This window comes from Microcystis aeruginosa NIES-2549, assembly GCF_000981785.2.
GTDB classification, from domain to species: Bacteria; Cyanobacteriota; Cyanobacteriia; order Cyanobacteriales; family Microcystaceae; genus Microcystis; species Microcystis aeruginosa_C.
This window is the reverse complement of sequence record NZ_CP011304.1, coordinates 3,326,695-3,340,968: the sequence shown is the minus strand read 5'-3', so window position 1 is coordinate 3,340,968 and position 14,274 is coordinate 3,326,695. Positions and strand designations below refer to the sequence as shown.

The following is a 14,274-nucleotide window of genomic DNA, read 5'->3' as shown; positions in this document are numbered from 1 at the left end:
GGTTCAAAAATTTATTTATACTGAACCAGTATATTGGCTTATAAAGTACTTTTGATACAACTGACAGCTGACAATTGCTTGATTTTCTCTGAGTTTAATTAAACCCATACTATTAAGTTTATAAGCAATAATTGGATCGACTATCATTGGTTGATTCCCTTGACAAATCTGTTGAAAAATACCGGCAAGTTCAGGTTGTTTTTGTAAAGTGACCCAGTGCAGCTGTAAATGAGAGGAATAAATTCCCGTTGATGTAATGGCTGATCTGATTAAATCTGGCATCGTGATTTGCTCTTGGCTAAGATGATAAATCGCTAAATGAATCAAGGCAGGATGTCCCCCCACTAAGTCGATCAACTGTTGAATTTCGTTGTTTGCTAATTCATTTAATTGATATTTTTTTGCCAATTCTGCCACTTGTTCTTGATCAAAACCCTGTAACTCTATGGGTAATCCCACATTAAAGGGAGACTGTTCTAATCGCAGAGAAACATAAGATTCTGTGGATTGAACAATAATTAAACGTAATTTCTGCCAGAGAGAAGATCGCTTAGATTCTTCATAACAAGCTCGGATTAAAGGTAAAAAATCTTCCGCTACTTTCGGATGTTCAAAGACTCGATGCACTTCGTCTAAAGCCAATACCAGTGGCTGTTTTATTTCTCGTAAAATATACTCTTCAAAATAAATTGTCCAACTCATTTTAATTCCTATATCTTCATCCCAATAATCATCTAATTTGGCTTCTAAATTCAACTGCCGAGCGCAATTACGGCAGATCCAGCGTAAGAACTTGTTAAAATTGGCTATGATGTTTTGGTCTGCTTTTTGTAAATCTAAACTAACAATTTGATAACCGAATTTTTGTTGACAAGCATCTAAAATTGTTAATAATAAAGACGTTTTTCCCCATTTTTTGGGAGCTTTAATGCGGACTAACGAACCAGTTCGGCCGATTTCGTCGATAATTTTTGCTTCAAGGTTTCTTTGTTTCAGATAGTAAGGAGAATTATAGGGAATAGGAGCATCGGGGTATTCTGGACGCTCATTTTGGAGATATTCCTGACTGCGATACTGAGACGACGTGGAGTTGCTAAAATGAGATTGTAGTCTAGATAAAAAATTTTTCTTATTGATCGGTTCTCCGATCAGTTGCGAGACTCTATCATAGAGTCCTGGGGCAACTACATTGGCAAAATAGCTGCTACTATAACCATTTTCTTGGGCAATTTCTTGATAGCTCTTTTTCTGCCAAAGTCCTCGCAATAATAATTGTTCTGTGTCATTGAGAGAGCGATTCTCAAGCTCGAGCAGTTGCCCATTAAGAATCTCTTGGATTTCCTCGAATTTCATTATTTTTGTCTAAGGATAGATTATTTAATTTTTCAGTTCCGTTGCAGCCAGAAACCCTGAATCTTGACATAACAGCACCGATTCAAACCGGAATGGGTATATTTTTGACAAACAAGCTGACGAGAACCAGTAACCGACAAAATTGTGCGACGGCAACACCGAGAGGGATTAATTCTCCCCTTACCAAGAAATTATAGCATTTCTTGTCAAGGTCAATTACACGGCAGCAATTATCTCTTGATCATTTCTATCAAAACCCTAAGTCTTCAGCGTCTAACTCCTCGATAATCCTATTAAGAATTAGTTCGGAAAAATTCTCACAGGAGTTGACTAGACAGGGTTTTAGCAATCAGATGTACTACATTTCAACTGCCTATTGAGAATTTTAGTACAGTGGCTGCTCCCAATCTTCGCGACAACGGTGAACAGTTATTGTTCATCCCTCAATAGACTTGCTCCCAGAGCTTTGAGGGTTTCTTGCAGCATTTCAGCCCGAGAGACATTACCCTGATCTTTCAATAATTGTAGGCCTTTTTGCCAAATCTCGATCGCCTCATTATAACTACCGAAAGCTATATAAGCCACCCCTAGATTTTGGTAAATAGCGGGATTATCGGGGTTTAACTTGAGAGCTTTTTTATAAGCTTTAATCGATTCTGGTAGCCGGTGCAGTTGTTTGAGAACCAGTCCTAAATTATAGTAACCATCGGCATAACTAGGATCAATTTCTACGGTTTTCTCAAAGATAGATAAGGCAGTTTCGTAGTTTTCTGCTTCGTATAATAACCCACCGAAATTATTATAAGCAGCCAGTTTTAATTTATCTAAAATTGGCTGCTTAATCGCTTTCATAAAATGATCTGCTGATTGCTTAAATTCCTCCACCGAATAATAATAATTAGCGAGATGATAATATAACTCGTATAAAATATGCGGATTAGAGCCATGGCATTTTAAACCGTGTTTGAGCAGCTTAAAACCCTCTTTATCCCTGCCAATCTTTAGATATAACCCTCCCAATTTACTGCACACATAGGGATCGTGGGGATGTTGCTGATAAAAGCCCTCCATCGCTTTTCTTGCCCGTTCAAACTTATCTAAGCTGGCTATTTTATCGACGGTGTAACCGTAGTGAAAGATAGAAATTTCTGGCAGTTCAACTATTTTCCAGCCAGGTTCTTTTTTTAATAAAATAGCCACATTATCATCAATAATTGAGTGATAGGGTCGGGTAAAAGTAACTTGAGGATGTCGGCGAAATAGCCGCGAAATTAGAGAATAGGGTGATTGTACGGCTCCGATTTCATGGCGGATTAAATTAATAACTAAATTTTCCTCTTTTTCCATTGTCCGACGCATTTTCGGTACGATAGCGGGATTTAATTCCTCATCGGCATCAAGAACTAAAATCCAATCACCAGTAACATATTTTAAAGCCTCATTTCTGGCATCGGAAAAATTACCCCGCCAATCGTAGCTAGGAACTATGGCACCGTAACTTTTAGCAATAGCAATCGTATCATCGGTCGAACCCGTATCCATAACGATCATCTCATCCACCACCCCTTTAACGCTATCCAAACAGCGCCGGAGATTTTCGGCTTCATTTTTGACAATCATACAGAGACTAAGTTTAGGCATAACTTTACTCACTCTAGCGGTCAATCTTGAGGGATAGCGGCTAATCAATAACCCAGTGATTACCGCTCACCGATTATCGATCATCCTCTGAGTCTACCTTAAACCGTTCTACCGAAGACAGCAGCTCCCGGGAGATACTAACCAATTTTTGCAGAGAACCGGCCACCCGTTGGGATTCTTGGGAAGTTTCCTGAGCGGTTAACTCCACCGACTGCATAACTTGGGCGACATTGAGAGAATTCTCCCGTTGTTTGACCGTATCGGCGGTAATCGAGCGCACCAGCGTATCGATGCGGTTAGACACTTGGATAATATCTTCTAGGGACTTCTTGGCCTGTTCCGAGCGCTCGGTGACATCGATAACCTGTTGAATCCCTTCCTCCATTGCCGTCATTACCGAACCCGTTTCCGATTGAATCTGTAAAACGATCTGTTCAATTTCCTTAAGAGATTTAGCGGCTCTATCGGCCAACTGACGCACCTCATCGGCCACCACTGCAAAACCGCGGCCCGCATCTCCTGCTCGCGCTGCTTGAATCGAGGCATTAAGAGCCAATAAATTGGTCCGCGAGGCAATCTGAGAGACTACTGCGACAATTTTCGAGATTTCCTGGGAAGCTTCCGCCAAACGCTTCACTTTTCGCGCCGTTTCTGATACAGTGTCGCGGATTTGCAGAATTCCCGCCACGGTTCTTTCCACGGAATCGCCCCCCTTCAGGGCGGTAATCGAGGAAGTGCGGGCGACTTCTTCGGCTTCTCTGGCGTTTTCTGCCACCCGTTGAATTGAGTCGGTCATCATCTGTACCGAATTAAGGGTGACTGCTAATTCCTCCGCCATCCGCAGGGCATCGCTAGACTGATTGCGGGCGAAAGATTCACTATTGGTACTGGCTTGATTCACCTGTTTTGCCGCTTTTTTCACCTGTCGGACAATTTCGCGCAGGTTTTGGATAGTCAAATTAAAAGCATCGGCCACCGCCCCCAACACATCGGCACTTACCTCCGCCTCCACGGTCAGATCCCCCCGAGCCGCTCCTTCCACATCATCGAGAAGTCGAATCACTTGCCTTTGTAGATCTTCCCGTTCCTGTTCCGTTTCGGCGGCGCGGCGTTGGGCTTCCGTGGTGGTAGTTAGCACCACCCGGTACATCTGATTGAAACGATTAGCCAGTTGACCGAATTCATCTTCCGAGTAGATCGTCGCTTTAGCGTTAAAATTGCCTTCCGAGAGATGATCGAATTGGCTTTGCAGATCGTTGAGACTGCGCTTAATTTGACTAATTAGCAACTGTAAACCTAGCCAAGTCAGGCCAAGGGTTCCCAGTCCGGTTAATAACATCATGGTTAGTACCGGTTGACTAAAAAGGGAAAGGCTGGCTGGGGCCGGTTTCGGGGCAACTTTTTCGGTTTTTTCCTTGCTATTCGGGCCCGGTTTGGCAGCCGATAGAGAAAATAGCCAAGAGGTGGTACTAACGGCAAAAATCAAGACTACAGGGGTAATACCCGCTAAAGCCGCTAGGATTAGTTGTTTTTTGCCCAAAGAAGCATTGACAAAAAAGGCTAATTTGCCCGGATTGACTTCCACCACTGGCTTGAGCAGGCGCTCGGAAACAGGGCCAAGATGACTATCTCTTTTGTCATCGGGGATTTCTAGACGAGAAGGATTAAAACTAGACTCTCCCACAGCAGAACTGGCATGAAGGCGCGCACTGGGTTCGGGGACAAAACCAGCAGTTAAAGCTTCCTCTCCCGAACGGGTAAATAGCTCCGATTCCCCCAGTTCTTCGGCTATATCCGTCAGATGCAGTGGGGAAAAACCGTCTAAATCCTCATCATTGAGTTTTAGTTCTCTAAAATCTCCGGTTTGGTCCTCCTCGTATCTTTTTTGAGTGACTATGCCCTCATTAAGGCCAGTTTTCGCCGCTTGTCGGTAGGTCGGGTTCGGGTCAATGGCAAAAGTGCTTGTTTCTAGGGTATCGGGATAGGATAACTCCTGATCTCTCCCAGTGACGGGATTTTCCCGCCAGTTAGAGGAAGTCATAAAAGTGGCTTCTCCCCTTGACCCTAACCCACCACCCCACCCTTCCGGCAGCGAGTCAATCTCCGCTGCTTCTAAAAAGGGGAAAGGGAGTTCTCCATCTGGAGAATCGCCAGACCACTGGGAACCGTGAGAGTCTGAACTGGCCAGGGGAAGGGAACCAAAGGCGGTTTCCTCCGATTCCCCAAAATCATCGCCATAGGAATCGACTGTACCCACCGTAGGCTCCCCGAGATACTCCTCATTGAAAAGACCACTATTCCAATCTATTGACTCATTTTGCCGATCAGGATCAGCCCCTTGCGACCGCCCAGACAAAGAATTGCTGAAACCTTGACTGGGATCGAAAGCTGCCTCACTGTAGGCAATGCTTTCTGTAACAGCGATCGTAAAATCTCCATCCTCGGGTTCAAAACGCAATTGCCGAATCTGATCGAGACCCCGTCGAGCATAATCCACCAGATCAAAGCGATTGGGAGAATTTTTAGCCAATTCCAGCACTTTTTCGTAATGTTTCTCTGCCAAGCTGTATTGTTCTAGTCCTAGATAAATGTGTCCCTGTAAAAGGATGACATTGGCATCATCGGGATACTTGCTGATCATGTCTTTGACAATGACGGCGGCATCTGAGAGGTTGCCCTGGCAATAGGCAGTGTTAGCCTTTCCATAGAGTTTCGCGTATTCTTTCCCTGACGGCATTTGCCCCTCCCCTAGTAAAGATAAAGTGGTGAAGTAGTTAGTGGTTTCAAGAAATAATTGCTATAAATGCTATTCTGCTATTTTTTTGGGTTTTTAAGCCGCCCAACGGGCAGAACGGAGTATGGCCAGATGATCGAGTAGTCTTAAGGTTTTTTTTGATTCTTGGCCCAGAATCCACTCTCCCTGCACATAGGGGGCGATCTGATCGGGAATACCGGCGGCACTACCTAGTTGATCTAGGTCGAGCCATTCCATCTCTCCCAAACGTTGCACCCCTAAACCGAGGATCGTTTCCTCTTCTTCGATCACAATTACGGGAATTTCGGCTTGTTCGGTATTTAAGCGGCTCTTATCCCCCAAAAATTGACCGAGATCCGCCACCCAGATCACTTGACCCCGGAGATTGATCGCACCGAGGAGCAAGGGTGAAGCATTGGGAATTGGGGTAATGCGATCGAGTGGTTGCTGTATTACCTCGCAAATGCCCACAGCACTAAGGGCAAACTCGTCCTGAGAGGGTAGATAAAATCGCAAGTGCAGTTCACCGACGGGAGTTTGTAATTCCTGAGTGTCGGGGGTGATATTTTGAGCGTCACCAGCAAAAAAATCGGCGTTGTTAAGCATTTGTTTGGTTCTCTTGCAACTAATAGTTCGTTGACGCTCCCCGCTCTAAAGAGACGGGGATTCTTCGTTCATTGAGTCTCCGTTAGCAAGCAGGATTTCTCCAACCAACCAAGAGGGAATCTCTCCCGAAGCGTTTAAAGTTTGCGTGCGCCCCACGCTACTTAATCCCTTTTGCAAGATGTTTAAAGCGGCGTTTCTGTCTCGACAATCTGTATATCCACAATGAGGACAAACATGGGTTCGAGTAGATAGCGACTTTTGGACTTTTTGTCCACAATTAGAACAATTTTGAGACGTATTATGAGGTGAGACAGCTATAGTTAACTTGCCGTATTTGTCCCCAAAATACTCTAGCCATTGCCTAAAAACAGACCATCCTGCATCGGTTATCGACTTCGCTAAATGACGATTCTTAACCATGCCTTTGATATTTAAGTTTTCATAGGCGATTAAGTCGTTAGACTTAACTAAACGGAGTGCCACACTCTTGACAAACTCTTCTCGTTGCCTACTTACTCTTAAATGTTTCCGAGCATATCGCTTTCTAGCCTTGTGATAATTACGAGATTGTTTTTTACCCTTACGGTATTTCTTTGACTTTTTCCTGTTTAATCGGTTTAGTTGTTTTTCAGCTTTTCTGTAGTAGTTTGGACAATCAATTTGATGGCCTTCGCTATCTACTAAGAAAAACTTTAATCCAACATCAATCCCAGTGGTTTTCTGGGAAGGTGTTAAAGGTTTAACCCTGTCTCTGGGGTCTAATTTAATGCAGAACTGCACATAATAACCATCAGCACGATTAAGGATTCTTACCCGTTTAATCTGGTCTGGTTGATAGTAATTAATATCTCTAGAACCAATCAGTTTAAGAGTGCCAATACCTTTTTTATCTGTAAAGGTAATATGACGTTTATCTTTTGATAGCTTCCATCCAGATACTTTATACTCAACGGAACGGGAATGTTTTTTAAACTTAGGGTAGTTCTTCTTTCCTTTAACTTTATTTTGGCAATTATCATAAAACCGAGTAATTGCCCGCAAGGTTCTTTCTACGGCAGTCTGGCAAGCATGGGAGTTTAAATCATCAACAAATTTAAACTCTTTCCTTAATGCTGTGTTGTACCGAAATAACTCTGTTTTGCCAACACCCCGATTATCCATCCAATAACGCAGGACTTTATTCCGAACAAATTGAGTTGTCCGTATTGCCTCATTAATGGCTTCTATCTGATTAGGTTTTGGCTTAACTTTGTATTCTAGTACAAACATTTTGACACTGCTTGACCGAGTATCAATATCTTAACACAAAATTCCTTAAGTTGACAATACATATTTATTTAAAGCCGCCCGACCCTGCGCGGGCATGGCGGGGCTTGTACCCAAATTTTCGGTCAGCTTTTTTAGCTGTCTTGACCTATACCATAGCTAGACTGTCACCGGTGAAGGCGATTTTATCGGCGCAGCAGTTGTTTAACAGTGCAAATGAACTCAATCGGTTCAAAGGGTTTGACAATGTAGGCATCGGCTCCGATTTTCATGCCCCAATAGCGATCAAAGACTTCCCCTTTCAAGGAACAAATGATCACGGGGATATTTTTGGTTTTGGGATCCGACTTGAGACGACGACATACCTCATAACCATTGATGCGGGGCATGACGATATCGAGGACGACGAGATCGGGATTGACTCTCTGAATATGTTCGAGGGCCTCCACCCCATCTTTGGCGATCGTGACCTTAATGCCGCTATTGCGGAGCAGATCACAGATCAGTTCCCGTTGCGCTTGGCTGTCTTCTACCAGCAATATTTCTCTCATAACTCCCTACCTAGCTAGGCCGCCAAGGATAACAATAAACAAATATGCCCGATAATAGTTCCCCTTGACCCGATGCTCCGAAATTATTCCCATTTTTTGCCTCCAACGCACGCTGAAATTTATCCGGGGGTTTCCCTCTCAACGAAGGAATTCATTCCCCCTTTCAAGCTTTATCTCTATAGTTCCCAATTCCACTGTTAAAAACGACTAGCCAAGAGATTTTTTTTCGGGTTTGGGGTTTAGTGTCAGGTTTGAGGATGTTGGGGTTTTAGGGTTTTAGTGGAAATTCCCCTATCCTGTCATTACGCTAATTACCCCATTCCCCCATTCCCCTGAACGTATTTTTCCAACAGCAGTCATAACTCATTTTCGCGCAAAGGTTTGTTTAAATAATCGGTTGCCCCGACCATTTTGGCTTTTACCCTTGCCAGCAGCCCCCCTTGACCGGTTAAACCGTCGAGTTTTGGTAGGGCGATATCCCAGAGAATGAAAGCAGGTTCGATCACTATAGCCTGAGCGAGAGCTTCTCAGGGAAAAGACCACAGGAATAGTTGGAATTTTCTAAAATACTCCCGACTTTTTCACCAATACTGAGAGCGTCATCAATAGTTCTCCTGTTCTTTGTCCTAATTCAATCAATTGTAAAATACTGGGAATGTCAATCTCATTGAAGCTTCCTTGCATAATTTCTCGGAATTTCCCCCACTAGACGCTATTTCTTGTAGTCTAGAAGAACTTAGAGCCGTTATCTTAATGGTGAGGTGCGAAGTCTCTGGTTTTGGGTAATACTGGAACGATAGCTGGTCGTCTGGGGATGATGCCAAATCTCGTCATACTTCATCTTGAGGAGAAACGCTGTCTTCCTTCCTCTTGTCACTAATAATAAATCTGATAAGCTAATTATGTGAGATATTTTTCAGTAAGCTTTGCTGCATTTAAACTAGGCTGGGAAATTTTCAGTACAAAAGGTCTAGCTTTCTATCCTTGCCTCTCGCTCTCACGCCGTCTTAACCAATCATTTAGATGTGTGGTCAGCTTATTCAAACTGCAGCCAGAGGTAAAAGGGGTGAGAAAACCTGAGCCGATTTATGAGATTGACTGCCGAATTTTTTGAGACTAGGTCAGTAAATTGGTGCTGAAAAATCTGCAAAAATTTAAAATTTTCCAGTGGGTAAGAGTAAAAATTGAGAACAAATGTATGTCTCAAAAAGAAAAACTCGAATGATAGAAACTAAAAATTTTTTGGCAGCCGATGGGTACAATGAAACTATAGACAGGCCGCTCCTAGCCTCGATCGCCAACTCTCTCTAAAACCGATTACAAAAACTTTCATCACAGAGGAAGACTACTCGTGCTATACCTTGCAGAAGTAAAAAAACAGACTAAAGGTTTTATCGGCGGTTACAAAACCGAATTGAAACTATTGGCCTGTCAGCATAAAGATCAGACGTGGAGTGCCATAGCGGGGAACGATATCTTAACCTACGACGAAACTAACCCCATAAGTGAAGGTGCGCTTCTCTTGGTGAATTTGAGCGATAATCGTCAACTGCAAGGAAACCCAGAATTAGCGGGAGCGGAGATGGTGCGGCAACTGCAAAAGATTTCCCGTTTGATGGAGCGCAATAAGGAAGATCAAGAGAAAATCGATCAGTGGAAAAAATCCCTCACCTATCAAAGCGAGATTCTCAACCGCCAGAAAATGGAAATGGAGGCAAGAATTGAGCAAATTGAGCGAATAGAAGCAGAATTCGATGATTTAGAGCGCAAAAGACAAGAACTGGAAAACCTAAAACAACAATTAACAGAGCAACAGCGACACCTGGAAGAAGAACAAATAAATTTCAACTCCTCCCCCAATCTTTCCCCAGAACAACAACAATTTATTCGCTCTCTAGCGGAGAGTTTAGCTAATAATCACAATCTGGGCAATTCTCCCTCACAAATTCTCTATTCAACTCTTGAATCTGTGCAGGGACAACAGACAATTTTAAATAGTTGTTGGCAGAGTTTAGAGGAGCAGAAAAAAGCTGTAGAAAATCGTCAGGTCGCCAACGAACAAATGCTCAATCATCTCGAACAAAGAGCCAGGGAATTACAGATAAGTCGCAGTGCTTTGGAAACAACGAAAATACAACTACAAATACAAGAAACTGTTCTGAGTCAAAAACAGGAATTATTCGAGCGCCTTAAACTCACCCTACAAACCACTCATTCTACTCGACAAATGCTTCTTCGTCTCCTCGGAGGGGAAGAACTAGGTTTTGATGGCAAAATCGATCTAGAAGCTCTTGAACAAATGCCTTTAGAAGAATTGGAGAGCTTAGTTAACAATTTACAAACAGACCTCAAGCGCTGGGAAATTTTTGTCAACGACCAAGAGGAAGAATTAACTCTCCAATGCCAAACCGTGGAAGAATTAGAAGCAAGAATGGCTACAATAGATGAATTTGAGCGAGCTAATTTAGAAGAAGAATTAGCCGAGGAACAGGAGAGAAAAGGAATGCTGGAGGAAACTTTGATCGGACAAAGACGTAATCTTCGAGAAAGGCAAGCTATGCGCTCTCAACATCTGAAAATTCTGCACCAGAGACAGGGAATTTTATCCCCAGAAGATGACCAAAAATGTAGCTTTGAACCAGTGTTAATTCTCCTGGGGGATAGTTATCAAAATAATCTCCAAGAAAGTCAAAGTTTAGCAGCAGAAATCAAGCGACTACAAGAGGATTTACAAAAAACCAGAGATACTATTGACGAGCAATGGTCGGATTTAGAGCAAAAAACTCGTGAATTTGAAGAACAGGAGCGACAATGGCACGATGCTAATCTGGCATTAGTGCGTTTAAAAACTCAGATACAACAGTACGAAACTTTCCTGCAACCCGTGCAGGATCATCTCGATCAAATCCGTCAAAAACTAGAAAATATCTCCCAGTGGTTTATACCGATGGAATCTAATGGTATTGCCTATCATTACGCTATTAACAGTTAGGCTTAATTAGGGTTTGCTGAACAAATAATACAGGGCAATTTAGACAAAGATTTCGCCCTTCTTGCCGATAACTTTTATAGCTTTTTATCTATGAATAAAATAATTTAGATCAATTTAACTCTAGGTTAGATGTGGTATAGACTAGGATTAGTAATTTATACTCAGATAGTTATGAGACAATCCGATCGAGAAATAATAATTCTAGCAGCTGTGGCATCCCTCTTAGCGGTGGTGGCGGAAGTTGTGATCGCTTTTTAGATAAAAAAAACTGATTTATGGGGTTAAAGTCTGGCAAAATTGGCAATCAATGCCGAGGAAAGATATCGATAGAATGCTTGTAACAGCAGCAGAAATTGCGATCGCCTCGATGAGGGAAATTAAAGCATGAGCATTAGTGTAACTGGTCAGGTGAAAAGAATCGAAATAGGCACGGGAACTTGGGCATTAATTGCCGATAACGGTCAAACCTACGAATTAATGGAAGCACCCGCCGAATTAACCCAAACAAAGGCAAAAGTGACAGTTATAGGTCAAATTCGCTCAGATGTGATGACCCTGGCCATGATCGGGCCAGTTTTACAAGTGACCTCCTTTCAATCCCTGCCATGAAGCCGAAAAATACTGCTTAAAAACGGGCAAAAACCACTTTTTAAGCCCGTAATCTCGAAAAATTACCGTAATTGTCCCTCAGCTATCCCAGAAAGAAAAATTGTCAAGAATACCCTCATGGTTGATTTTTTCGGGAATAATCTCGAAATTTTGAATAATCATACTACAATGGACAGCAACTTGGTCTTAGGAACATCGGCATAACCTAAACCGATCTGTCTGATTGGTTTAACTCGTAGTTACCTAAGTTGGCGTGAGGAGAGGACTGAATGAATTTGCGCGATAATGCTTTAACGATTCTGCAAGAAACGAGTCGAACTTTTTATATTCCCATAAGTCGTTTACCCGATCGTCTGCTCGAGGCAGTAGCCTCAGCTTATCTCTGTATGAGGGCGATCGATGAAGTAGAAGACCATCCCGACCTAGATAACTTCAGTAAATCTCAGATATTAAGACAAATTAGCCTGAATTTACAAGCAGGTACCGAAAATTCTACCAAAGAGGATTTTACTTTTGGCTTAGTCCATCGGGAGATTTTGCCGGAAGTAACCCTGAGAATTGGCGAATGGGCAATGTTAGCACCGGATTCGATCGCCCCCCGGGTCTGGGATGCCACGGCGGCTATGGCCGATCGCATGGCCTACTGGGCCGGAAATAACTGGGATATTCGCACAGAAGTGGAATTAGATCAATATACCTTTAGTGTGGCTGGTGCCGTGGGTTTATTGCTGTCCGACCTCTGGAATTGGTACGATGGCACTCAAACTAATCGCAGTTATGCCATCGGTTTTGGTCGGGGTTTACAAGCGGTTAATATTGCCCGCAACCATGGCGAGGATCTGCGCCGGGGGGTAAGTTTTCTGCCCCAGGGTTGGACAATTAGTGATATTCATAATTATGCCCGTCGTAATCTGAAATTAGCCGATTATTACACTCAATCGCTGCCCAAAGGGCCAGCCCTTGATTTTTGTAAGATTCCCCTCGCTTTAGCCCATGGCACTCTCGAAGTCCTAGCATTAGGTAAGGAAAAACTCAGCCGCAGCGATGTCATCGCTTTGGTACAACAAATTACCCGATAGGAGAAATCAAAATTAAAATTGCCCACGATCGCTCTTCCAAAGTCAGGAATCACAAGCGTGGGCAAAAAACCCGTGGTGTTCAGTAAATTAGAACAAACCGAGAGTTAAAGATGTATCGATGGGGAAAGTGGCACCAATACCTAACCAAATCGTGACCACAGTACCAAATAGGAAGATAGCGGTAGCGACGGGACGACGGAAAGGATTTTGGAATTTATTGACGCTTTCAATAAAGGGAACTAACATCAAGCCTAGGGGAACGCCGGCCATGCAGGCGATACCTAAGAGTTTGTTAGGAAGAATACGGAGAATTTGGAAAACGGGATAAAGATACCACTCTGGCAGAATTTCTAAGGGAGTAGCGAAAGGATCGGCAGGTTCACCGATCATGGTGGGATCCATAATCGCTAAACCGGTGCAGAGTCCGATCGTACCAAAGATAACCACCGGGAAGACATAGAGTAGATCGTTGGGCCAAGCGGGTTCACCGTAGTAGTTGTGACCCATACCTTTAGCCAACTTAGCACGCAGAGCGGGATCGCTGAGATCGGGCTTTTTTAATGTGGACATGGATAATGTCTCCTAAAAATGATTTCGGATCGACAGAGATATTTTTCTGAATTATAGAGGCCCAGAAATGCCTTGTTTACGGATCATCAAGAAATGTAGCAACATGAAGACCGCGATCGACCAGGGCAGTACAAAAGTATGTAAGCTGTAGAAACGGGTTAAAGTTGCTTGACCGACGCTTTCGCTACCGCGCATCAGGGTGACGAGTTGATCACCGACGACGGGAATAGCAGCAGGTACACCGGAAACAATTTTAACCGCCCAGTAACCCACCTGATCCCAGGGTAAGGAGTAACCGGTGACACCGAAGCTAACGGTGATCACGGCCAGGACAACCCCAGTTACCCAGGTTAATTCGCGAGGTTTTTTGAAGCCACCAGTCAGATAGACGCGGAAAACGTGCAGGATCATCATTAAGACCATCATACTGGCAGACCAGCGATGGATAGAACGAATTAACCAACCAAAGTTGACTTCGTTCATGATGTACTGTACGGAGGAGAGGGCCTCTGCTACAGTGGGTTTGTAGTAGAAGGTCATGGCGAAACCAGTGGCAAACTGGATCACGAAGCACACAAGGGTGATACCACCCAGACAGTAGAAGATATTAACGTGGGGGGGAACGTATTTGGTGCTGATATCATCAGCGATCCCTTGAATTTCTAAGCGTTCCTCAAACCATTGATAGGCTTTGGAATCCGTTACTTGTTTGGTAAACATCGCGTAACCAGTAAGAAAAATGAAAGATTTAAGGTGTGACCTTTAAAAAATGTAACACAGTTTTCAGGGCTAATTCTCGCTCTTGTCAGGTTTCTCCACCGGTGGGGATCAATTGGCGATCGCTGTCTGCCA

Annotated in this window: 14 protein-coding genes and 1 pseudogene; 5 read left to right on the top strand and 10 right to left on the bottom strand. The window is 43.4% G+C overall.

The features are described 5' to 3' along the window. Positions 1–15: 15 nt before the first annotated feature. On the bottom strand, positions 16–1,353 hold the full coding sequence (locus myaer_RS16425; RefSeq protein WP_046662880.1) for an AAA-like domain-containing protein: 1,338 nt from the start codon (positions 1,351–1,353) through the stop codon (positions 16–18). 144 nt (positions 1,354–1,497) lie between these two features. Between myaer_RS16425 and myaer_RS21380 the strand changes: the two genes are divergently transcribed. Continuing rightward, positions 1,498–1,641 (top strand): hypothetical protein, encoded by a 144-nt coding sequence (locus myaer_RS21380; protein WP_158524807.1) that lies wholly within the window; start codon positions 1,498–1,500, stop codon positions 1,639–1,641. A 141-nt stretch (positions 1,642–1,782) separates the two neighbouring features. Here the strand turns inward: myaer_RS21380 and myaer_RS16420 are convergent, their stop codons facing one another. From myaer_RS16420 to myaer_RS22725, 7 genes and pseudogenes are all read right to left on the bottom strand, one after another. Further along, complete coding sequence (locus myaer_RS16420; RefSeq protein ID WP_046662879.1) at positions 1,783–2,994, bottom strand: glycosyltransferase; 1,212 nt, start codon at positions 2,992–2,994, stop codon at positions 1,783–1,785. Between the two features lie 73 nt (positions 2,995–3,067). Beyond that, positions 3,068–5,731 carry a HAMP domain-containing methyl-accepting chemotaxis protein gene (locus myaer_RS16415; RefSeq protein WP_046662878.1) on the bottom strand — a complete coding sequence of 888 codons (2,664 nt, stop codon included), beginning with the start codon at positions 5,729–5,731 and terminating at the stop codon, positions 3,068–3,070. Positions 5,732–5,824: 93 nt separating this feature from the next. After that, entirely contained in the window at positions 5,825–6,355 is a 531-nt protein-coding gene (locus myaer_RS16410; RefSeq protein ID WP_046662877.1) for a chemotaxis protein CheW, read from the bottom strand. Positions 6,356–6,400: 45 nt separating this feature from the next. After that, positions 6,401–7,624, bottom strand: coding sequence for an RNA-guided endonuclease InsQ/TnpB family protein (locus myaer_RS16405; protein ID WP_046662876.1), 1,224 nt, complete (start codon positions 7,622–7,624; stop codon positions 6,401–6,403). 182 nt (positions 7,625–7,806) lie between these two features. After that, a complete protein-coding gene (locus tag myaer_RS16400; protein WP_046662875.1) occupies positions 7,807–8,172 on the bottom strand; it encodes a response regulator transcription factor in 366 nt (121 codons plus the stop codon). Between the two features lie 356 nt (positions 8,173–8,528). After that, complete coding sequence (locus myaer_RS21455) at positions 8,529–8,678, bottom strand: response regulator (RefSeq protein ID WP_162496091.1); 150 nt, start codon at positions 8,676–8,678, stop codon at positions 8,529–8,531. Between the two features lie 94 nt (positions 8,679–8,772). Further along, positions 8,773–8,856 (bottom strand): annotated as a pseudogene (locus myaer_RS22725) (DUF4388 domain-containing protein); the annotation flags it as partial. A gap of 667 nt (positions 8,857–9,523) precedes the next feature. Between myaer_RS22725 and hmpF the strand changes: the two are divergent. The 4 genes from hmpF to myaer_RS16380 all read left to right on the top strand — a co-directional run bounded on the left by hmpF (position 9,524) and on the right by myaer_RS16380 (position 12,852). Then, a complete protein-coding gene (gene hmpF, locus myaer_RS16390; protein WP_046662874.1) occupies positions 9,524–11,164 on the top strand; it encodes a pilus motility taxis protein HmpF in 1,641 nt (546 codons plus the stop codon). 129 nt (positions 11,165–11,293) lie between these two features. Further along, a complete protein-coding gene (locus myaer_RS22365; RefSeq protein ID WP_255420520.1) occupies positions 11,294–11,422 on the top strand; it encodes a hypothetical protein in 129 nt (42 codons plus the stop codon). 126 nt (positions 11,423–11,548) lie between these two features. Continuing rightward, a complete protein-coding gene (locus tag myaer_RS16385; RefSeq protein WP_046662873.1) occupies positions 11,549–11,773 on the top strand; it encodes a hypothetical protein in 225 nt (74 codons plus the stop codon). A 269-nt stretch (positions 11,774–12,042) separates the two neighbouring features. Next, the gene (locus tag myaer_RS16380; protein ID WP_046662872.1) at positions 12,043–12,852 is read left to right on the top strand and encodes a squalene/phytoene synthase family protein; all 810 of its coding nucleotides are present in this window, start codon (positions 12,043–12,045) and stop codon (positions 12,850–12,852) included. Between the two features lie 87 nt (positions 12,853–12,939). Here the strand turns inward: myaer_RS16380 and petD are convergent, their stop codons facing one another. Then, positions 12,940–13,422 (bottom strand): cytochrome b6-f complex subunit IV, encoded by a 483-nt coding sequence (gene petD / locus myaer_RS16375; RefSeq protein ID WP_004267928.1) that lies wholly within the window; start codon positions 13,420–13,422, stop codon positions 12,940–12,942. A gap of 51 nt (positions 13,423–13,473) precedes the next feature. Then, positions 13,474–14,142 (bottom strand): cytochrome b6, encoded by a 669-nt coding sequence (gene petB / locus myaer_RS16370; protein ID WP_002738970.1) that lies wholly within the window; start codon positions 14,140–14,142, stop codon positions 13,474–13,476. Positions 14,143–14,274 lie beyond the last annotated feature (132 nt).